17 protein-coding genes are annotated in these 20,592 nt (G+C 59.4%); 6 read left to right on the forward strand and 11 right to left on the reverse strand.

The window, feature by feature from the left end; all coding sequences use genetic code 11:
- Nucleotides 1-3: 3 nt before the first annotated feature.
- From ACYZTM_RS15155 to ACYZTM_RS15180, 6 genes are read left to right on the forward strand one after another with little or no spacing between them, the layout of a single operon-like run.
- Nucleotides 4-1,446 carry a mannose-1-phosphate guanylyltransferase/mannose-6-phosphate isomerase gene (locus tag ACYZTM_RS15155; protein ID WP_461989088.1) on the forward strand — a complete coding sequence of 481 codons (1,443 nt, stop codon included), beginning with the start codon at nucleotides 4-6 and terminating at the stop codon, nucleotides 1,444-1,446.
- A complete protein-coding gene (locus ACYZTM_RS15160) occupies nucleotides 1,447-2,244 on the forward strand; it encodes an ABC transporter permease (protein ID WP_131059018.1) in 798 nt (265 codons plus the stop codon).
- Complete coding sequence (locus ACYZTM_RS15165) at nucleotides 2,244-3,494, forward strand: ABC transporter ATP-binding protein (RefSeq protein ID WP_131059019.1); 1,251 nt, start codon at nucleotides 2,244-2,246, stop codon at nucleotides 3,492-3,494. The genes ACYZTM_RS15160 and ACYZTM_RS15165 overlap by 1 nt, the downstream gene beginning before the upstream one ends.
- Nucleotides 3,491-4,858: a glycosyltransferase family 4 protein gene (locus ACYZTM_RS15170; protein ID WP_461989089.1), complete on the forward strand. Its 1,368-nt coding sequence runs from the start codon at nucleotides 3,491-3,493 to the stop codon at nucleotides 4,856-4,858. Before ACYZTM_RS15165 ends, ACYZTM_RS15170 begins: the two co-directional genes overlap by 4 nt.
- On the forward strand, nucleotides 4,842-5,972 hold the full coding sequence (locus ACYZTM_RS15175; RefSeq protein ID WP_131059021.1) for a glycosyltransferase family 4 protein: 1,131 nt from the start codon (nucleotides 4,842-4,844) through the stop codon (nucleotides 5,970-5,972). Before ACYZTM_RS15170 ends, ACYZTM_RS15175 begins: the two co-directional genes overlap by 17 nt.
- Before the next feature lies 1 nt (nucleotide 5,973).
- Nucleotides 5,974-7,104, forward strand: a complete 1,131-nt coding sequence (locus ACYZTM_RS15180; protein ID WP_131059022.1) for a glycosyltransferase family 4 protein — start codon at nucleotides 5,974-5,976, stop codon at nucleotides 7,102-7,104.
- Between the two features lie 104 nt (nucleotides 7,105-7,208).
- Here the strand turns inward: ACYZTM_RS15180 and ACYZTM_RS15185 are convergent, their stop codons facing one another.
- The 11 genes from ACYZTM_RS15185 to atpA form a co-directional block, all read right to left on the reverse strand.
- Nucleotides 7,209-7,586, reverse strand: coding sequence for a DUF6124 family protein (locus tag ACYZTM_RS15185; protein ID WP_131059023.1), 378 nt, complete (start codon nucleotides 7,584-7,586; stop codon nucleotides 7,209-7,211).
- 473 nt (nucleotides 7,587-8,059) lie between these two features.
- Nucleotides 8,060-10,090: a pyridoxamine 5'-phosphate oxidase family protein gene (locus ACYZTM_RS15190; RefSeq protein ID WP_461989090.1), complete on the reverse strand. Its 2,031-nt coding sequence runs from the start codon at nucleotides 10,088-10,090 to the stop codon at nucleotides 8,060-8,062.
- 63 nt (nucleotides 10,091-10,153) lie between these two features.
- Nucleotides 10,154-10,780 carry a glutathione S-transferase family protein gene (locus ACYZTM_RS15195; RefSeq protein WP_461989091.1) on the reverse strand — a complete coding sequence of 209 codons (627 nt, stop codon included), beginning with the start codon at nucleotides 10,778-10,780 and terminating at the stop codon, nucleotides 10,154-10,156.
- Nucleotides 10,781-10,910: 130 nt separating this feature from the next.
- Nucleotides 10,911-11,813: a LysR family transcriptional regulator gene (locus ACYZTM_RS15200; protein ID WP_461989092.1), complete on the reverse strand. Its 903-nt coding sequence runs from the start codon at nucleotides 11,811-11,813 to the stop codon at nucleotides 10,911-10,913.
- A 79-nt stretch (nucleotides 11,814-11,892) separates the two neighbouring features.
- Nucleotides 11,893-13,725: a glutamine--fructose-6-phosphate transaminase (isomerizing) gene (gene glmS, locus ACYZTM_RS15205; protein ID WP_461989093.1), complete on the reverse strand. Its 1,833-nt coding sequence runs from the start codon at nucleotides 13,723-13,725 to the stop codon at nucleotides 11,893-11,895.
- Between the two features lies 1 nt (nucleotide 13,726).
- Nucleotides 13,727-14,503, reverse strand: a complete 777-nt coding sequence (locus ACYZTM_RS15210) for a DeoR/GlpR family DNA-binding transcription regulator (protein WP_461983244.1) — start codon at nucleotides 14,501-14,503, stop codon at nucleotides 13,727-13,729.
- Between the two features lie 254 nt (nucleotides 14,504-14,757).
- A complete protein-coding gene (gene glmU / locus ACYZTM_RS15215) occupies nucleotides 14,758-16,125 on the reverse strand; it encodes a bifunctional UDP-N-acetylglucosamine diphosphorylase/glucosamine-1-phosphate N-acetyltransferase GlmU (RefSeq protein ID WP_131059029.1) in 1,368 nt (455 codons plus the stop codon).
- Between the two features lie 116 nt (nucleotides 16,126-16,241).
- Nucleotides 16,242-16,667, reverse strand: coding sequence for a F0F1 ATP synthase subunit epsilon (locus ACYZTM_RS15220; protein WP_010465460.1), 426 nt, complete (start codon nucleotides 16,665-16,667; stop codon nucleotides 16,242-16,244).
- 45 nt (nucleotides 16,668-16,712) lie between these two features.
- Entirely contained in the window at nucleotides 16,713-18,092 is a 1,380-nt protein-coding gene (atpD, locus tag ACYZTM_RS15225; protein ID WP_008155715.1) for a F0F1 ATP synthase subunit beta, read from the reverse strand.
- Between the two features lie 27 nt (nucleotides 18,093-18,119).
- Nucleotides 18,120-18,980, reverse strand: coding sequence for a F0F1 ATP synthase subunit gamma (atpG, locus tag ACYZTM_RS15230; RefSeq protein ID WP_461983246.1), 861 nt, complete (start codon nucleotides 18,978-18,980; stop codon nucleotides 18,120-18,122).
- 50 nt (nucleotides 18,981-19,030) lie between these two features.
- On the reverse strand, nucleotides 19,031-20,575 hold the full coding sequence (atpA, locus tag ACYZTM_RS15235) for a F0F1 ATP synthase subunit alpha (protein WP_131059032.1): 1,545 nt from the start codon (nucleotides 20,573-20,575) through the stop codon (nucleotides 19,031-19,033).
- Nucleotides 20,576-20,592: the final 17 nt, after the last annotated feature.

Below are 20,592 nucleotides of genomic sequence, written 5' to 3' on the forward strand. Positions count from 1 at the left end.
GCCATGCTGATTCCTGTGATTCTCTCCGGCGGTGCCGGTACTCGCTTGTGGCCGGTGTCCCGCGAGGGCCATCCCAAGCCGTTCATGACCCTGCCCGACGGTCAGTCGCTGCTGGGCAAGACCTATCGGCGTGCGGCCGGTTTGCTCGATAGCGGGGGCGATATCGTCACGGTGACCAACCGCGACTACTACTTCCAGAGCAAGGATCACTATCAGGAGGCGCAGCTAAATCGCCATCGCGGGCACTTTCTGCTTGAGCCGACGGGCCGCAATACGGCCCCGGCCATCGCGGCCGCCGCCCTGTCGCTGCAAGCCTTGCACGGCGATGACGCGATCATGGTGGTGATGCCCGCCGACCATTTGATCCTCAACGAAGACGCCTTGAAGTCGGCGGTTGAACACGCCGTGGCACTGGCCAAAGATGGATTCCTGGTGACATTCGGCGTGGTACCGACCGCCCCGGAAACCGGTTTCGGCTATATCGAAACCGGCGCGGCGCTGGATGGAAAAGGCGCCACGAAAGTGCAGCGCTTCGTTGAAAAACCGGATCTGCAAACCGCCACGCATTACCTGGAAAGCGGCAAATTCCTGTGGAACTCGGGGATGTTCTGCTTCTCGGTCGCGACCCTGCTGGCCGAATTGCAGGTTCATGCCCCCGAGCTGCTGGAGCAGACGCAAACCTGCATGGCGCAAAGCGCCCCCGTGGAAACGGCCGGGTGCCTGCAACAGGAACTGTCCCCCGCATTGTTTGCCGAGATCACCGACATTTCCATCGACTACGCCTTGATGGAACGCTCCGACAAAGTGGTCGTGGTGCCCGCCGGTTTCGACTGGAGCGACATCGGCTCCTGGAGCGCGGTGGCCGCGCTGGTGCCCGCAGACGCGCAAAATAACCGTGCCAGCGGTGACGCGGTGTTCATCGACAGCCACAACAACTTTGTCCAGAGCGAAGACCGGCTGGTGGCGACGGTGGGTGTGGATAACTTGATCATCATCGACACCGCCGACGCGGTGCTGGTGGCCCACGCCGATCGCGCGCAGGATGTGCGCCGGGTGGCCAAGCAGCTCAAAGATAAAAAGCACGAGGCCTATCGCCTGCACCGTACGGTCAGCCGGCCGTGGGGCACCTACACCGTGCTCGAGGAAGGCCCGCGCTTCAAGATCAAGCGCATCGTGGTCAAGCCCGGCGCCAAGTTGTCGCTGCAAATGCACCACCACCGCAATGAACACTGGGTGGTCGTCGAAGGCATGGCCAAGGTGACCAACAACGGTAGCGGCACCCACCTGGTGGCCAAGAATGAATCGACCTTTATTGCCGCCGGTCACAAGCATCGTCTGGAAAACCCGGGCGTGATCGACCTGGTGATCATTGAAGTGCAAAGCGGCGAATACCTGGGAGAGGACGATATCGTTCGCTTCGAAGACCAATACGGCAGGACGGTTTGAATGCTGCTTTCCCTATACCGCTCACTGTGCAGCCATCGAGGGTTCATCCTCGGTAGCGTCCAGCGAGAGTTTCAGGCGCGTTATCGCAATTCGCTGTTCGGTGCCCTGTGGCCGGTGCTCAACCCACTGTCGATGATCATCGTCTACACCGTGGTTTTTTCGCACATCATGCGCGCCCGTCTGCCGGGTGTGGATGACAGCATGGCCTACAGCGTGTACCTGTGTGCCGGTTTGCTCGCGTGGGGACTGTTTGCGGAAATCACCCTGCGCAGCCAGAACATGTTTCTGGAAAACGCCAACCTGTTGAAGAAAATCAGCTTCCCGCGGGTCTGCCTGCCGGTGATTGTATTGATCAACGCCGGCATCAACTTCGCGATCATCATCGGCCTTTTCCTGGTTTTCCTGCTGTTCACTGGACGTTGGCCGGGCATGGCGCTGCTGGCGTTGATACCGCTGATGGCCTTGCAAATGATGTTCTGTGCCGGGCTGGGGATGATGCTCGGCGTGCTGAACGTATTCTTCCGTGATGTCGGACAACTCTTCGGCATCTGCCTGCAATTCTGGTTCTGGCTGACGCCCATTGTGTACCCGATGAGCATCCTGCCGGATTGGGTTCAGCGCCTGCTGCAACTCAACCCCCTGACCAACCTGATCGTCAGCTATCAAAACATGTTTCTTTATGGGCAATGGCCGGTCTGGAGTTCGCTGCTGCCGATTTTTGTCACCGGCGTGGTGTTCTGTCTGATCGGGCTGCGTCTGTTTCGCCAGCGCGTCGGCGAAATGGTGGATGAACTCTGATGGGGCATATACGCGTCACCGGCCTGGGCAAGGCCTACAAGCAATACCCGACCCGCTGGAGCCGACTGGCCGAGTGGCTGATCCCGTTTTCGCCCCTGCGTCATCACCAGCACTGGGTGCTGCAAGACGTCGAGTTCGAGATTGCCCCCGGTGAAGCGGTGGGCATCGTCGGGGTCAACGGTGCGGGCAAAAGTACCTTGTTGAAGATGATCACCGGCACCACCCAACCGACGTGCGGCAAGATCGAGCTCGAAGGCCGGGTAGCGGCGCTGCTGGAACTGGGCATGGGGTTTCACCCGGACTTTACCGGCCGACAGAATGCAATCATGGCCGGGCAATTACTGGGCATGCAGGTCGATGAGATTGAAGCGCTGATGCCCGAGATCGAACATTTCGCGGAAATCGGCGAAGCCATCGACCATCCGGTGCGTACCTACTCCAGCGGCATGCAGATGCGCCTGGCGTTCAGCGTGGCCACCGCACGACGTCCGGACATCCTGATCGTCGACGAAGCCCTGTCCGTGGGCGATGCCTACTTCCAGCACAAGAGCTTCGAACGCATCCGCAGCTTCCGCAAGGCCGGCACCACCTTGCTGATCGTGTCCCACGACCGTTCAGCCATCCAGGCGATTTGCGATTCGGCAATCCTGCTCAAGGACGGCCGCATGGCCATGCACGGCAAACCCGAAGCGGTCCTGGATTATTACAACGCCATGATGGCCGAACGTGAAGGCCAGATCGTGCGTCAGGAAATGCTCGCGGACGGGGAAGTGCAAACGGTTTCCGGTACCGGTGAAGCGGGCATCCTCAGCGTGCGGTTGCTGGACGAGAATGAACGTTCCATCGACGCCGCCGAGGTCGGTCAGCCCGTGGTGCTGGAAGTCCAGGTCGAAGTCCGTCAGGACATCGAGCGATTGGTGCTCGGCTTCATCCTCAAGGACCGTCTGGGTCAGATGATGTATGGCATCAACACCCATCGCCAGGACAAGGCCCTGACCGACCTGCACGCCGGGGAACGCTACACGTACCGTTTTGCCTTCGTCATGGGCCTGGGCAAGGGCAACTATTCCGTGTCCCTAAGCCTGTCGCGACTGGATTCGCACCTGGATCGCAACTACGAATGGCGCGATTACGGGCTGGTGTTCCATGTGATCAACAACCGGCATGAAGACTTCGTCGGCTGCTCGTGGCTGGCGGCGAAAACCACCATTACCCGCTCCGGGTCGATTGTTTCGGAGCGCACGCCGTGACGCGTCTTCTGGTGGAATGCACCCACGTGTTCCAGCACCCCAAGGTCAATTCGGGCATTCAGCGGGTGGTGCGTAACGTCATCAATCAGCTGCCGGACAGTGTCGACGGTGTCGAGTGCATCCCGGTCGTGATGCTCAACGGCAAACTCTATCGGGTGCTGAAACTCGGCGCGTTGAACATACCGTTTTTCGATGGCTTGATGACCTTGGGCGGGCGCCTGGGGCGGCTGGCTCACCGTTTTTGGCAACTGCACCAACGCTTGCACAACCGCAGCCACTCGCGAGTGGTCAAGCGCCTGCTGCACGTGGCCTACCGCCTCACGGCGATCAGCTGTTTCAGCATTCCGTTGCGTCTGATCGATGGCATCAACCAGTATCAACTGCCCAAGCGTTGCTCGCCGTTGCAGCATCAACCGGGGGATCAATTGGTGCTGCTGGACTCGTCCTGGCATTCCGATCTGTTCCCGGTGGTCGAACAGCTCAAGCGTGAAGGCGTGGGCATCGTTTCAGTGATCTATGACCTTATCCCGCTGACGCATCCGCAGTTCTACGACACGCGGCTGGTGCAGATTTTCAACGAGTGGTTCAACTGGGTCACCCAAACCGCCGACGGCTACGTGGCAATTTCCGCCACGGTCCGTGATCAGGTGCGTGAGGAATTGCAGCGTCGGCTGGGTCCGGCCAAAGCCAATACGTTGTGGTTCGATTATTTTCACCTTGGCTCCGAGCTGGACCTGAGCGAAGCCACCGCCGTCATCGAGCCGCGCCTGGCCCGTGTATTCAAAACACCGGAACCGGTGTTTTTGATGGTCAGCACCATCGAGCCGCGTAAAAACCACGATTACCTGCTCGACGCTTTCGAACGGGCCTGGGCCTCGGGTTCGCAAGCCCGGCTATGTATCGCCGGCCGAGTCGGCTGGAAGTGCGACGCCCTGCTCGCCCGCGTGCGCAATCACCCGCAGTTGAACCAACGCCTGTTCATGTTCAACGACCTGAGCGACACCAGCCTCGAACACGCCTATTCCCACGCCAGCGCGTTGGTGTTTCCGTCCTGGGTCGAAGGCTTCGGTCTGCCCTTGGTCGAAGCGATGCAGCGCGGTTTGCCGGCCATGGGCAGCGACATTCCGGTCTTCCGTGAAATCGGTGGCGAGTTCATGGCGTACTTTGACCTGGCCGAGCCGCAAAGCCTGGCGGACCTGGTTACCGGTTTCGAACGTTCCGGGCAATTTCCGGCCGCTCGCAATGTGGCGGACTGGCAGTGGATCGGCTGGCAGGAAGCCAGTGCGCAACTGGCCGAACGAACCCTGCGCAATCTTGTAGAAGCGCCGGCCGTGCAAGAGAGGCAACATGCGAATTGCCCTTAACGCCCGGATCCTTCAAGCCCCGCGCACCGGCATCGGCCATTATGTTGCCGAACTGGCGAACGCCCTTGCTGGCGAGCCCGATGTCGAACTGACGCTGTTCCACGGTTGGGGCTGGAGTTCGGACTTGCCGGAAGCCGCCATGCCTGGTTATTCGCGACTGACGCCGTTGCTGCGACAGGTTCCAGGGGCCTATCAGGCCCGGCGCTGGCTGGAGCAGAAACGCTTCGATCAGGGTCGCTCGCAGACCATCGACCTCTATCACGAACCGAGCCTGTGGCCGCTGTCGTTCGACGGCCCGACGGTCATCACCCTGCATGACCTGACGCACCTGCACTACCCCGAAACGCAACCACCCGCGCGCTTGCGAGAAATCGAGCGGCGGCTGGCCGACGGCGTGCAGCGGGCGCGTCTGATTCTCACCGACTCGCAGTACATTGCCGACGAAGCCCAGGCGTATTTCGCATTGCCCGCCGAGCGTTTTGTCGTCGCGCCGCTGGGCGTGGCCGCACGTTTCCATCCACGGGAACCTGAAGCCATCGACGCGGTGCTCAAGGCCCATGGCGTTGAGGCGCGGGAATACTTCCTGTGCGTCGGCACCCTCGAGCCGCGCAAGAACCTGACGCTTGCCCTGCGCGCCCATGCCCGATTACCGGAAGCCGTACGCCAGCGTTTTCCACTGCTGATCGCCGGCATGGCCGGTTGGCAGGGCGAGCAGTTCAGTGATGAATTGCGCGCAGCCCTGGCCACCGGCGATGTGTGCCTGCTCGGGTATCTACCCGATGAGGCTCTGGCACAGCTGCTCGCCGGAGCCCGGGCATTGATTTTTCCTTCGTTGTACGAAGGGTTCGGCCTGCCCGTTCTGGAAGCCATGGCCAGCGGCACCCCGGTGATTCTGACCCAGCATTCGGCCATGCCGGAAGTCGCGGGCGCCGCAGGCAACTACGTCACGCCGGACGATCCACACACCTTGCGCGATGCCATGAGCCGGCTCATTGACGACCCGCTGCATTGGCAGGCATGTCGCGAAGCCGGTTTGCAACAAGCGAAGCTTTTTTCCTGGGAGCGTTGCGCGAAGGTCACGGCCCGCGCTTACCGCCAGGCTATGGGAGACTGATATGCGCGTACTGCACTTTTACAAGACCTACCTTCCGGACTCGATGGGTGGCATCGAACAGGTCATTTTTCAGCTGTGCGAGAGTGGTGCGCGGCACGCGATCGACAGCACGGTACTGACCTTGAGCAACGACCCGGCGCCTGGTGCGTTGCAGATCCGCCAGCACCAGGTTCATCAGGCCAGGATGGATTTTCAACTGGCCTCCACCGGTTTTTCCTACAGCGTCTTCAAGCAGTTTCGTGAGCTGGCGGCTGAGGCCGACGTGATCAACTACCACTTCCCCTGGCCCTTCATGGACCTGGTGCATTTTTTCAGCGCCACCCAAAAACCCTGCGTGGTGAGTTACCACTCGGACATCATTCGCCAGCGCCATTTGCTCAGACTCTACCGTCCATTGATGCGTCGTTTTCTGGACAGTGCCGATCGAATCGTCGCGGCCTCCCCCAACTACTTTCACACCAGTGACGTGCTCCAGGACTACCGCGAGAAAACCCGAGTCATCACCTACGGGCTGGACAAGTCAGGTTATCCACAGCCCGAAGCTGAACGTACTGAACGCTGGCGTAAACAGGTGGGTGACCGGTTCTTCCTGTTCGTCGGCGTCATGCGCTACTACAAGGGGCTGCATATTCTGCTCGAAGCGATGCAAGGGCTGAATTATCCAGTGGTGATCGTCGGCGCCGGACCGCTGGAAGCCGAACTGCATGCTCAAGCCAAGGCATTGGGTTTGCAGAATCTGCACTTCCTGGGGCGTTTGGGTGACGAGGACAAGGTTGCCTTGCTTGAGCTGAGTTACGCGGTCGTGTTTCCGTCGCATCTACGCTCGGAAGCGTTCGGCATCTCGCTACTCGAAGGCGCGATGTACGGCAAACCGATGATCTCCAGCGAAATCGGCACCGGCACCAGCTACATCAACATCCACAACGAAACCGGGCTGGTGGTGCCGCCCAGTAATCCACAGGCGTTCCGTGAAGCCATGCGCACGTTGTGGGAAAACCCGACGCGTGCGGCGGAAATGGGCGTGAAGGCTGAGGCGCGTTATCGCCAGTTATTCACAGCCGATGAAATGGGCCGCAAGTGGACCGAGCTGTACGAAGAACTGCTGGAAGAAAAATCCCTGTCCTACGCCTGATTGCTTTTTTGTGGGAGCGGGCTTGCTCGCGAAAGCGGTGGTTCAGTCAACATCAATGCTGAATGACACACCGCCTTCGCGAGCAAGCCCGCTCCCACAGTAGTTCAGCTGTGTGGCGCGGGTTTTGGTACGGCAACGTTATCCAGCATCCGGTTCACCGCCAGTTCCGCCAGCATGACGATCTGTTGAATCGCCATCGCCGTGTGCCGGTGCGGCCCTTCCAGATACCCCGCAAAATCACTCGCCATCACACTGGCCTGGGCCAACGATTCACAGGTGTGGGCCAACAGGTCTTCGTCTTTGATATCCGGCGCGATCATGAACATCGTGCTTGCCTTGCGGGCCACGGGGGACTTGAGGGCGGACGGGTTGAGGTAGTGATCCAACGCGCGCTCGGCGGCTTCGTTGAGTTTTTTGGAATCGATGGATTCGTAGGGGGAAACGTCGTCGGTTTCCGGGGGATTGGGTGTTTCTTTGAACATGGTGACACTCCGAATGAAAGGTTTGGCTGCCCTGATCGCTGCGACGCGATGTGAAGGAGGCAGCTGTACGCGGGGTCGCAGACCGAGCCATTCGGAAACTCGGCATACCCGAAGGTATCCCGCGCACAGCCACCATCAAGCAAACAACTAGCACCGAAGCGCTGTGGTTTGGGCCGGCGATTATGCACCAAATGAACTGAACGGACTGCGACGCCCGGTCGCTGATGTGCAGCGACCCCCAAAGCCTATCCCCCCGGCTTCCGACACGACAACCGATAGAACGTGTCGGAATCGTCCCCGGAACGCTCAAGTTTGTAGGACGTTCGCACATATTTTCAGGTCGACGGAGATCAAATGTGGGAGCGGGCTTGCTCGCGAAGGCTGTTTAACATTCAACATGGAGGTTGTCTGACACACCGCCTTCGCGGGCAAGCCTCGCTCCTACAGGGGGTCGCCTGTGCTTTCCGGATTGGTTACAGATCCAGCACTAACGGCTGCGACCCTTGCGCCGGCACCGCGCAACAAATCAGCACCTCTCCAGCATCAGGCACCTCCGTCGGGGGCTGTGGATAACTCACCTCCCCGCTGATCAGCCGGGTCTTGCAGGTCCCGCAGGAACCGCCGCGGCAGCTGAATTCCGGGCGCAATCCGCGGCTTTCCGCCAACTCCAGCAAACTGCCGCCATCGGGCTGCCAGCGCGCCTCTTTCGCGGAGCGCTGGAACACGACGGGCACTGAAACGGTAGCGGCCGGTGGTTGCTCGATGACCATGGCGTCCGGGTCCGGCGTGCGCCGCAGCGTCGACGGGCCAAAGGTTTCGGCATGAATCCTTGCGTCGCGAATGTCCAGATCCCGCAGTTTGTCGTACAGACCCTGGGTAAAACTGCCCGGGCCGCAGAGGACAAAGTCCACCTGGTCGTAGTCTTCCACCTCAAGAATCGTCTTGAGCAGGTCGGCGTCGATGCGCCCGGTCAGGTCAAAATCTTCACCCTCGAGGGCGTCTGGTTCCGGCTGACTGAGCAACCGCAGCACGCGCACCGCGTCACCCAACCCATGAAGCAAGCGGTCCAGTTCAGGACGAAACGGTTGATCGGCCAAGGTTCGCGAACTCTGGAAAAACCAGGTGGGCCGAATGCTCCGCGTGCGCAGGCCTTGATAAACCACCTCACGCACCATCGACAGCAGCGGTGTGATGCCGACACCGGCAGCCAGCAGCACCAGCGGCCGACGCTCATTGGCCGCCACGGTGAAATGCCCCTGAGGCGCCCGGGCTTCCAGCACATCGCCGACACCGATCTGCTCATGCAGATGCGAAGACACCAATCCTTCACGCTTCACACTGATACGGAAAAAGTCATCGGACGGCGCGCTCGACAGGCTGTACGTGCGGATATGCACATCGCCCGCAATGTTGAATCGCAGGGGCAAATGCTGCCCGGCCTGAAACACCGGCAACCCGGCGTCATCGGCAGGCTCCAGATAGATCGAACGGATGTTGTGGCTTTCCTGTTCGATGCGCGTCACCCGCAGCGGCCTCCAGTGATCGCCCAGGGCCTTGGCTTGCAGGCGTGCATTCGCCTGCGCCCAGGTGCCAGTCATCAAACTGGTGGGTGACACGCCGTCAAAGCGCCAGCGCAAGGCCAGTGCCGCAGGCCGGCGCACCACGCGCTCCACTTCGAAGGTCCACAAGCGCTCGGCCCCTTGAAAGGCTTCGACCTGCGGGCCTTCGAGGATGACTTGCGTGCGGCCGCTGAGGTGCAGCAGGTCGCCCGTATTGAAATCGATGAACAACAAACCGGCTCGAGGGTTGATCAGCAGGTTGCCCAAAGTATTGAAGAACAGGTTGCCGGCGAAGTCCGGGATGGTCAGGCGATTGCCTTCCACTTGTACGAAACCGGCCTGGCCTCCCCGATGGGAAACGTCCACCGAGCGTTGGCCATCGACGTCCACATAACTGGCGACAAAGAAGGTATCGGCGCCGGCGATCATCGCTTGGGCCGCGTCATCCAACACATTGAGGTGCTGCGCGACACGGGTCCCCGGATCCGCCAAGGGCACCGAGCGAAACTGGCGCAGTTGAATGTATTGCGGGCAATTGCCGAAAGACTGCTCCACCGTCACCCCGAAGCCGTCCGCGGTGACAGCGCCGACTCGGCCATTCATACGGTTGCGACGACGGGTGTGCAGCTCGATACCGAGCAGTCCGATTGCCGCGCCTTCTTGCAACTGCGCAGGGTCGTCGCTGCCGGGCAGGCTGGCGAACTGCAACAGCGCAGGCGCTGGAGAATGAGCAAAACCCGGCGTCCCTTCCAGAATACTGGCCCAAGGGTTGCCGTCAGCATCCACCGCGCCGTACAGCATGAACGGCAATTGCTGATAGAACTGGCGGTGCTGATCCGGCATCTCGCCGCGAATCACCCTACGGCCTAATGTGTCCATTCGCTCGGCCACACCCACGTGAGCCTGCAACTGTTTCTCACCTGCGTGCCAAGGTGAACGGTCCATAACGGCTTCTCCCCTGCGCTCATCGCGCAACCAAAACGGCCCGACTGAGTCGGGCCGTGAGCATCAGGCAGTTTTTTGCAAGCCGGCGACGGTGCGCGGCATGCCGACAAACCCTGACAAGGCTTCGATGCGCGCCAGCCAGGCGCGGATGTTGGCGTAGTCGTCCAGCGACACGTTACCTTCGGGAGCATGGGCGATGTAGCTGTAGGCCGAGACATCGGCGATGGTCGGCTCGTTGCCGACAAGGTAGTGGGTCGCGGCCAGTTCCTGATCGATTAGTTTGAGCCAGGTGTGGGAGTAGGCGATTATCTCTTCAGCGTTGTAAGGCGCACCAAACACTGTGATCAGCCTTGCTCTTGCCGGGCCAAAGGCAATCGGCCCGGCGGCGATCGACAACCAGCGCTGAACCCTGGCCGCACCGACCGGATCGGTGGGCAGCCAGCGACCGTTGCCGTATTTCTGCGCCAGATAAACCAGGATCGCGTTGGAATCGGCCAGCACAACGCCTTGATCATCAATCGCCGGCACCTGACCTAACGGATTGAGTGCCAGATAATCCGGCTGCTTGTGCGCGCCTTTGGCCAGATCGACAAAGATCAGCTCGGTCGGCAGTTGCAGCAGGGACAACATCAGCTCCACACGGTGAGCATGGCCGGAACGCGGGAAGTTGTAGAGTTTGATGGCTTGCATGGTCGACTCCGCACAGTGATGGCGCCGTTCAGGAAAGATCAGCGCCGATGGGAGCTATCTTCCGCCATCAACCAAAACAACAGAATAACCAGCAAACGCAATCCATTATTTCAACCAGCGCAATAAACCGTCAGCCATTCAGAGCCGGGTGCTCACGCAACGCCCTCACCGCGAAGTCGACAAAACTGCGGACCCGTACCGGAGCCTTGCGACCTCCCTGGTAAACCACATGAATGGGCAATGGCGGCAGTTCGTAGTCAGCCAGAACAACTTCCAGCTCACCGGAAGCCACCTTGCTCGCCACTTGATACGACAAGACTCGGGTCAGGCCCAGTCCCATGCACGCGGCGGTAATGGCTGCTTGATTGGCCGTGACCACGAGTCGCGGCTCCGGGCGTACGCTCAATGGCTCCCCCGTCTCAAGGAACGGCCAGGTTCTCAGTTGGCCAATGGATGAGGTGGCGATAATCGGCGCCCCATTCAAATCATTAGGGTGGCGAGGCTTGCCACGGCTCGCCAGAAACGCCGGAGAAGCGCAAATCACCCGCCGCACCTCGCCCACACGAATCGCATGTTGGTTGCTGTCCGGCAACTCACCGATGCGCACCGCCACATCGATGCCCTCCTCGACCATGCTGACAACCCGGTCGACGAGCAGCGCATTGATGGTGACTTCAGGAAACTGATTGAGGTAACCCACCGTGAGCGGCGTAACGAATAACTCACCGAACAACACCGGCGCGGTGATTGTCAGTTGCCCACGGGGCTGGGCGTGACTGCCGGCAGCCGAATCTTCCGCTTCCTGCACCTCGGCGAGAATCCTCCGACAATCTTCCAGAAAACGCTGCCCCGCCTCACTCAAATGCACGCTGCGGGTGGTACGCGTCAGCAACTGCGTGCCAATGCGCTTCTCCAGCGCCGCCACCGCCCGGGTAACACTGGCCGCCGACATCCCCAAACGCCGCGCCGCCGCGGAGAAGCCTTGGTCTTGGGCGACGGCGGCGAAGACCTGCATTTCCTGGAATCTGTCCATGGGGCAATGTCCTTCATTCGGATAAAAAAAATCGCAACCAAAGGCTGCGATTTTTAGTGTTCAGTCAGCTGTGGATAACTTATTCCACCGTCACAGACTTCGCCAGGTTCCGCGGCTGGTCAACGTCAGTCCCTTTCAACACCGCCACGTAATACGACAGCAACTGCAGCGGGATGGTGTAGAGGATCGGCGACAGGATGTCGTGGATGTGCGGCATGTGGACAACGTGGGTGCCTTCGCCATTGGTCATTCCAGCCTTTTCGTCTGCGAAGACGATCAACTGGCCGCCACGGGCGCGGACTTCCTGGAGGTTGGACTTCAGCTTCTCCAGCAGTTCGTTGTTCGGCGCCACGGTGACCACGGGCATGTCGTTATCCACAAGCGCCAACGGGCCGTGCTTCAGTTCGCCCGCCGGGTAGGCTTCAGCGTGGATGTAGGAGATTTCCTTGAGTTTCAGGGCCCCTTCCATCGCTACCGGGAATTGCGCGCCACGACCGAGGAACAGGGTGTGGTTCTTCTCGGCGAACAGCTCGGCGATTTTCTCCACGGTGCTGTCCATGGCCAGGGCTTCGCCCAGGCGGGTTGGCAGACGACGCAGTTCTTCAACCAGGGTGGCTTCGACGCCTTTGGCCAACGTGCCGCGAACCTGGCCCAGGGACAAGGTCAGCAACAACAGGCCGACCAATTGGGTAGTGAACGCTTTGGTCGAGGCCACGCCGATTTCGCGACCGGCCTGGGTCAGCAGGGTCAGGTCGGATTCACGCACCAGCGAGCTGATGCCGACGTTGCAGATTGCCAGGCTGGCGAGGTAGCCCAATTCCTTGGCGTTGCGCAGGGCGGCCAGGGTGTCGGCGGTTTCGCCGGACTGGGAGATGGTCACGAACAGGGTGTCTGGCTGCACCACGACTTTGCGGTAGCGGAATTCGCTGGCCACTTCGACCTGGCACGGGATACCGGCCAATTCTTCCAACCAGTAACGAGCAACCATACCGGCGTGGTAGCTGGTGCCGCAGGCGACGATCTGCACGTTGCGTACTTTGGCGAACAGCTCCGCGGCCTGTGGGCCGAAAGCTTGTACCAGCACACCATTCGGGCTCAGACGACCTTCGAGGGTGCGTTGAACCACGGCCGGTTGCTCGTGGATTTCCTTGAGCATGAAGTGGCGGTATTCGCCTTTATCGGCCGCTTCGGCGCCGTCACGATACTGCACGGTTTCACGCTCGACGGCTTGGCCTTTCACGTCCCAGATGTGCACGCTGTCGCGGCGAATTTCGGCAATATCGCCTTCTTCCAGGTACATGAAGCGGTCGGTGACCTGACGCAGGGCCAACTGATCGGAAGCGAGGAAGTTTTCACCCAGGCCCAGACCGATAACCAATGGGCTGCCGCTGCGAGCTGCCACCAGGCGATCCGGTTGATCGGCGCTGATAACGGCCAGACCATAAGCGCCGTGCAGCTCTTTAACAGTGGCTTTGAGGGCCACGGTCAGATCGCGCAGATCCTTGAGTTTGTGGTTCAGCAGGTGAGCGATGACTTCAGTGTCGGTGTCCGAAGTGAACACGTAACCCAGAGCTTTCAGCTGTTCGCGCAGGGCTTCGTGGTTTTCGATGATGCCGTTGTGCACCACGGCCAGGTCGCCGGAGAAATGCGGGTGCGCATTGCGCTCGCACGGCGCACCGTGAGTGGCCCAACGGGTGTGGGCGATGCCGAGGCGACCGACCAGCGGTTCGGCTTCAAGGGCGATTTCCAGCTCGCTGACCTTGCCCGGACGACGCATGCGCTCAAGCTTTTCGTCGTTGGTGAAGACCGCCACACCGGCGCTGTCATAGCCACGGTATTCCAGGCGCTTGAGGCCTTCGAGCAGGATGGCGGTGATGTTACGTTCTGCGACTGCCCCGACAATTCCACACATGCTATTTCTCCTGACTGACAGCCGCGCAAATCAAATTGATGCCGCGGGCTTGAATCTGATCGCGTGCCGCAACCGGCAGGCGTTCATCGGTAATAAGGGTATGGACGCTGCTCCAGGGCAGTTCCAGGTTGGGAATCTTGCGGCCGATCTTGTCGGCCTCCACCATCACGATCACTTCACGGGTGACGTCAGCCATGACTCGGCTCAGACCCAGCAATTCATTGAAGGTGGTGGTACCGCGAACCAGATCGATGCCATCGGCACCGATGAACAACTGGTCGAAATCGTAAGAACGTAGTACCTGCTCGGCGACCTGCCCCTGAAAGGACTCGGAATGCGGGTCCCAGGTGCCACCGGTCATCAACAGCACCGGTTCGTGTTCGAGTTCGCTCAATGCATTGGCAACGTGCAGGGAATTGGTCATCACCACCAGCCCCGGCTGCTGGCCGAGTTCCGGAATCATGGCAGCGGTGGTGCTGCCGCTGTCAATGATGATCCGCGCATGCTCGCGAATCCGCGTAACGGCGGCGCGGGCAATGGCTTGCTTGTATTTGGAGACCGGTTGGCCGATGTCGGCGACCAGTTCCTGAGGCATGGTGATCGCTCCGCCATAACGGCGCAGCAATAGGCCATTACTTTCGAGCGCGGCCAAATCCTTGCGAACCGTAACTTCCGAAGTTTCGAAGCGCTTGGCCAGCTCATCCACACTGACTTCGCCCTGTTCAGTGAGCAAGGCGAGGATATTGTGGCGACGCTGAGGTGTATTGCGTTTCGACATGAGCGGGTAAGTTTCGATTCGAAAGATAACGGAAGCAATCAAAACCTATTGGCGAAACTTCGTCAAGCAGGATGCGAAAAAATATCTGTAGATAAAAAGCTTCGCGGGCAAGTCGGATCGCCGCCCGCTCGCTCCTACGGTTCAGCGTCGTTCACACATTATGTGAACACCTGAAAACTTGTAGGAGCGAGCGGGCGGCGATCCGACTTGCCCGCGAAGGCGATCTCAAGACCGCCGAAAGCGCTGTGGATAACTCAGCTCTTTTTGATCTTCACCGGCCGTTTCCAGCCATCAATGTTCTTCTGACGTGCCCGACCCACCGCCAACTGTGCGTTATCCACATTCTGGGTGATGGTCGAACCAGCTGCCGTCGTCGCACCGGAAGAGATATCCACAGGCGCCACCAACGAGTTGTTGGAACCGATGAACACATCTTCACCCAGCACGGTTTTCCATTTGTTGGCACCGTCGTAGTTGCAGGTGATGGTGCCCGCGCCAATGTTGGTACGCGCGCCGATTTCAGCGTCACCCAGGTAAGTCAGGTGACCGGCCTTGGCGCCTTCACCCAGATGAGCGTTTTTCAGCTCGACAAAGTTACCCACATGCGCGCGCGCCTCAAGCACCGTACCCGGGCGAAGGCGTGCGAATGGACCGGCATCGCTGCCTTCACCCAGGATCGCGCCTTCGATATGGCTGTTGGCCTTGATCACCACGCCTTTGCGCAGGGTGCTGTCCTTGATCACACAGTTCGGGCCGATCACCACGTCATCTTCAATGACGACGTTGCCTTCGAGGATCACGTTGATATCGATCAGCACGTCGCGGCCGACGGTGACTTCACCACGCACGTCGAAGCGTGCCGGGTCACGCAAGGTCACGCCTTGAGCCATCAAACGGCGACCGGCACGCAATTGATAGTGACGTTCGAGTTCGGAAAGCTGCTTGCGATCGTTGGCGCCCTGCACTTCCATGGCGTCATGGGGTTGCTCGGTGGCCACTACCAGACCATCGCTGACCGCCATAGCAATCACGTCGGTCAGGTAGTACTCGCCCTGGGCATTGTTGTTGGAGAGACGGCTCATCCAGCCGCCCAGTTGCGCAAAAGGCAGCGCCAGAATGCCGGTGTTGCCTTCGGTGATTGCGCGCTCGGTTTCGTTGGCATCTTTCTGCTCGACGATCGCCGTGACCTTGCCCGCGGCATCGCGGACGATGCGGCCGTAACCGGTCGGGTCTTCAAGCTCAACGGTGAGCAAGCCCAGTTGCTGCGGTGCGACTTTCTTGAGCAAACGTTGCAGGGTTTCGACTTCAATCAACGGTACGTCACCGTACAGGATCAACACGGTGTCGGACTCGATGAACGGTACGGCCTGAGCCACCGCATGACCGGTACCCAGCTGTTTGTCCTGCAGGACGAAATTCAGATCGTCTGCCGCCAGGCGCTCGCGCACCGCTTCGGCGCCATGACCAATCACCACGTGGATGCGCTGTGGATCGAGTTGCCGGGCGCTGTGGATAACATGGCCAAGCATCGAATTGCCGGCAATCGGGTGCAGGACTTTTGGCAACGCCGAACGCATGCGAGTGCCTTGGCCGGCAGCGAGGATAACGATTTCAAGAGACATGACTGGCTACCAATCCTGGGTGGTCAGCGGCTGCGACCAAGTTATGAAAATCGGAAAAGAAAAAAGGGTAGCCGAGGCTACCCTTTTTAATCAATCGCGCAACAAACAATGGCCTATTAGTGGCCAAACTTCTTGCGGATCTGCTGGACGGTGCGCAGCTGAGCTGCAGCCTCGGCCAGACGTGCGGCAGCAGAACCGTAATCGAATTCCGCGCCCCGCTCATGCAAGGCCTTCTCGGCAGCCTTAACGGCTTCCTGAGCGGAGGCTTCGTCCAGGTCGGCAGCACGTTGCACGGTGTCGGCAAGAACCTTGACCATGTTCGGCTGAACCTCGAGGAAACCACCAGAGATGTAATACACCTCCTCTTCCCCGCCCTGCTTGATCAGGCGGATCGGGCCCGGCTTGAGATTAGTGATCAGCGGCGCGTGACCCAGGGCGATACCAAGATCACCCAGTGCACCGTGCGCAACCACCATCTCGACCAGGCCGGAGAAGATTTCTCCTTCCGCGCTGACGATATCGCAATGGACTGTCATAGCCATCTGATTGCCTCAACCTAAATTAGCGCCCGTTGCCGGGCGCCGGGATTACAGTTTCTTGGCTTTCTCGATCGCTTCTTCGATGCCGCCGACCATGTAGAACGCTTGTTCTGGCAGGTGGTCGTAGTCACCGTTGAGGATGCCTTTGAAGCCAGCAATGGTGTCTTTCAGGGAAACGTATTTACCCGATGCACCAGTGAAGACTTCAGCCACGAAGAACGGCTGCGACAAGAAACGCTGGATCTTACGAGCACGGTTTACCAACTGCTTGTCGGCTTCCGACAGCTCGTCCATACCCAGGATCGCAATGATGTCCTTCAGTTCTTTGTAACGTTGCAGAACATACTGTACGCCGCGAGCGGTGTCGTAGTGGTCCTGGCCGATTACGTTCGGGTCCAGCTGGCGCGAAGTCGAGTCGAGTGGATCGACCGCTGGGTAGATACCCAGGGAAGCGATGTCACGGGACAGAACGACGGTGGCGTCCAAGTGGGCGAAGGTGGTCGCTGGCGACGGGTCAGTCAAGTCATCCGCCGGTACGTATACCGCCTGGATCGAGGTGATCGAACCGTTTTTGGTCGAAGTGATACGCTCTTGCAGAGTACCCATCTCTTCGGCCAGGGTCGGCTGGTAACCTACTGCGGAAGGCATACGGCCCAGCAGTGCGGATACTTCAGTACCGGCCAAGGTGTAACGATAGATGTTGTCGACGAACAGCAGAACGTCGTTACCTTCGTCACGGAACTTCTCGGCCATGGTCAGGCCGGTCAGTGCTACGCGCAGACGGTTACCCGGCGGCTCGTTCATCTGACCGTAAACCAGTGCCACTTTGTCCAGAACGTTGGAATCCTTCATCTCGTGGTAGAAGTCGTTACCCTCACGAGTACGCTCACCCACACCGGCGAACACGGAATAACCGCTGTGCTCGATGGCGATGTTACGGATCAGTTCCATCATGTTTACGGTTTTGCCTACACCGGCACCACCGAACAGACCGACTTTACCACCCTTGGCGAACGGGCAAACCAGGTCGATAACCTTGATGCCGGTTTCCAGCAGGTCGTTGCCGCCCGCTTGTTCAGCGAAGGTTGGCGCAGGACGGTGAATGCCCCAGCGCTCTTCGGTGTCGATCGGGCCAGCTTCGTCGATCGGGTTGCCGAGTACGTCCATGATCCGGCCCAGCGTCGCTTTACCGACCGGTACGGAAATGGCAGCGCCAGAGTCGGTGACTTCCAGACCGCGCTTCAAGCCTTCGGTGGAACCCATCGCAATGGTACGAACCACGCCGTCGCCCAGCTGTTGCTGAACTTCGAGGGTGGTTTCAGCCGCGCTCACTACTTTCAGCGCGTTGTAGATGCTCGGTACGCTGTCGCGTGGAAATTCCACGTCGATAACGGCGCCGATGATTTGAACGATACGTCCGCTACTCATAGCTGGATCCTCTGAATATTTGAACCGTTAAACCGCGGCAGCGCCGCCGACGATTTCCGAGATCTCTTGGGTGATCGCAGCCTGACGCGCCTTGTTGTAGACCAGCTGCAAATCGCTGATCAAATCACCGGCGTTGTCGGTAGCGTTCTTCATCGCGATCATCCGCGCAGCCTGTTCAGCCGCGTTGTTCTCGACCACCGCCTGGTAGACCTGCGACTCCACGTAACGGACCATCAAGCCGTCAAGCAGCTCTTTGGCGTCCGGTTCGTACAGATAATCCCAGTGGTGCTTGAGTTCCTGTTCCGGGGTTGCCACCAGTGGAATCAACTGCTCCACGGTAGGCGATTGCGTCATGGTGTTGATGAACTTGTTGGACACCACGGACAGGCGGTCAATACGGCCGTCCAGGTAGGCATCCAGCATCACCTTGACGCTGCCGATCAGGTCATTGATCGACGGCTCTTCACCCAAGTGGCTGATAGCTGCTACGACGTTACCGCCGAAGTTGCGGAAGAAAGCCGCACCCTTGCTACCAACAACACACAGATCGATCTCGACGCCGTTATCGCGGTTTACCGCCATGTCCTTGACCAAGGCCTTGAACAGGTTGGTGTTCAAGCCACCACACAGACCACGGTCACTGCTCACCACGACGTAACCGACGCGCTTTACTTCACGGTCGATCATGAACGGGTGGCGATATTCCGGGTTGGCGTTGGCCAGATGGCCAATAACCTGGCGGATGCGCTCCGCATAAGGACGGCTAGCCGACATGCGCATTTGTGCCTTGCGCATTTTGCTGACCGCCACTTTTTCCATGGCGCTGGTAATCTTTTGCGTGCTTTTGATGCTCGCAATCTTACTGCGAATCTCTTTTGCGCCTGCCATGTAACACCTATCAGGTTAGCAAGCGGGAGCCTTGCGGCTCCCGCTGCGGCTTACCAGGTTTGGGTGGCCTTGAACTTCTCGATACCGGCTTTCAGGCCAGCGTCGATTTCGTCATTGAAGTCACCCTTCACGTTGATCTTCGCCATCAAATCGGCGTGATCGCGGTTGAAGAAAGCAATCAGCGCTTGTTCAAAGCTGCCGATCTTGGCGATTTCGACGTCAGTCAGGAACCCACGCTCAGCGGCATACAGCGACAGCGCCATGTCAGCGATCGACATTGGTGCGTATTGCTTCTGCTTCATCAGCTCGGTAACGCGCTGACCATGCTCAAGTTGCTTACGGGTCGCTTCGTCCAGGTCAGAAGCGAACTGGGCGAATGCCGCCAGTTCACGGTACTGAGCCAGAGCGGTACGGATACCACCGGAGAGCTTCTTGATGATCTTGGTCTGAGCGGCACCACCCACACGGGATACCGAAACACCGGCGTTCACAGCAGGACGGATCCCGGAGTTGAACATGGCCGATTCCAGGAAGATCTGACCGTCGGTGATGGAAATCACGTTGGTCGGAACGAACGCGGAAACGTCGCCAGCCTGGGTTTCGATGATCGGCAGTGCGGTCAGGGAACCGGTTTTGCCGGTCACTGCGCCGTTGGTGAACTTCTCTACGTACTCTTCCGAAACGCGGGATGCGCGCTCCAGCAGACGGGAGTGGAGATAGAACACGTCGCCTGGGTAAGCTTCACGGCCTGGTGGACGGCGCAGCAGCAGGGAAATCTGGCGGTAAGCCACTGCTTGCTTGGACAGATCGTCATAAACGATCAGCGCGTCTTCACCGCGGTCGCGGAAGAATTCACCCATGGTGCAACCGGAGTACGGTGCCAGGAATTGCAGTGCTGCAGATTCCGAAGCGCTCGCGGCCACGACGATGGTGTTAGCCAGTGCGCCGTTTTCTTCCAGCTTGCGAACAACGTTAGCGATGGTCGATTGTTTCTGACCGATTGCTACGTAGACGCAGAAAATGCCGCTGTCTTTCTGGTTGATGATCGCGTCGATCGCCAGAGCGGTTTTACCGATCTGACGGTCACCGATGATCAGCTCACGCTGGCCACGGCCGACAGGGATCATGGCATCGACAGCCTTGTAGCCAGTCTGTACAGGCTGGTCTACCGACTTACGCCAGATCACGCCTGGAGCAACTTTCTCGACCGCATCGGTCTCGGTGTTGTTCAGCGGACCTTTGCCGTCAACAGGGTTACCCAGTGCGTCGACTACGCGACCCAGCAGTTCCTTACCAACCGGAACTTCGAGGATGCGGCCAGTGCACTTGGCGCTCATGCCTTCAGCCAGAGTCTGGTAAGAGCCCAATACAACGGCACCTACAGAGTCTTGCTCCAGGTTGAGAGCCATACCGAAGACGCCGCCCGGAAACTCGATCATCTCGCCGTACATGACGTCGGCCAGACCGTGAATCCGCACGATACCGTCAGATACGCTGACGACAGTGCCTTCGTTACGGGCTTGGGAGGTCACATCGAGCTTGTCGATGCGGCCCTTGATAATTTCACTTATTTCGGAAGGATTGAGTTGCTGCATTGCTCTGCTGCCCCTTC

It is taken from the genome of Pseudomonas sp. MDT2-39-1, from assembly GCF_054898085.1.

Bases quoted from the DNA above. Each gene is read 5' to 3' on its own strand.
- ACYZTM_RS15155 (WP_461989088.1), top strand. From the start codon at position 4: ATGCTGATTCCTGTGATTCTCTCCGGCGGTGCCGGTACTCGCTTGTGG.
- atpG (WP_461983246.1), bottom strand. From the start codon at position 18,980: ATGGCAGGCGCAAAAGAGATTCGCAGTAAGATTGCGAGCATCAAAAGC.
- ACYZTM_RS15200 (WP_461989092.1), bottom strand. From the start codon at position 11,813: ATGGACAGATTCCAGGAAATGCAGGTCTTCGCCGCCGTCGCCCAAGAC.
- ACYZTM_RS15165 (WP_131059019.1), top strand. From the start codon at position 2,244: ATGGGGCATATACGCGTCACCGGCCTGGGCAAGGCCTACAAGCAATAC.
- ACYZTM_RS15195 (WP_461989091.1), bottom strand. From the start codon at position 10,780: ATGCAAGCCATCAAACTCTACAACTTCCCGCGTTCCGGCCATGCTCAC.
- ACYZTM_RS15185 (WP_131059023.1), bottom strand. From the start codon at position 7,586: ATGTTCAAAGAAACACCCAATCCCCCGGAAACCGACGACGTTTCCCCC.
- ACYZTM_RS15190 (WP_461989090.1), bottom strand. From the start codon at position 10,090: ATGGACCGTTCACCTTGGCACGCAGGTGAGAAACAGTTGCAGGCTCAC.
- glmU (WP_131059029.1), bottom strand. From the start codon at position 16,125: ATGTCTCTTGAAATCGTTATCCTCGCTGCCGGCCAAGGCACTCGCATG.
- atpA (WP_131059032.1), bottom strand. From the start codon at position 20,575: ATGCAGCAACTCAATCCTTCCGAAATAAGTGAAATTATCAAGGGCCGC.
- ACYZTM_RS15220 (WP_010465460.1), bottom strand. From the start codon at position 16,667: ATGGCTATGACAGTCCATTGCGATATCGTCAGCGCGGAAGGAGAAATC.
- ACYZTM_RS15210 (WP_461983244.1), bottom strand. From the start codon at position 14,503: ATGTCGAAACGCAATACACCTCAGCGTCGCCACAATATCCTCGCCTTG.
- atpD (WP_008155715.1), bottom strand. From the start codon at position 18,092: ATGAGTAGCGGACGTATCGTTCAAATCATCGGCGCCGTTATCGACGTG.
- glmS (WP_461989093.1), bottom strand. From the start codon at position 13,725: ATGTGTGGAATTGTCGGGGCAGTCGCAGAACGTAACATCACCGCCATC.
- ACYZTM_RS15180 (WP_131059022.1), top strand. From the start codon at position 5,974: ATGCGCGTACTGCACTTTTACAAGACCTACCTTCCGGACTCGATGGGT.
- ACYZTM_RS15175 (WP_131059021.1), top strand. From the start codon at position 4,842: ATGCGAATTGCCCTTAACGCCCGGATCCTTCAAGCCCCGCGCACCGGC.
- ACYZTM_RS15160 (WP_131059018.1), top strand. From the start codon at position 1,447: ATGCTGCTTTCCCTATACCGCTCACTGTGCAGCCATCGAGGGTTCATC.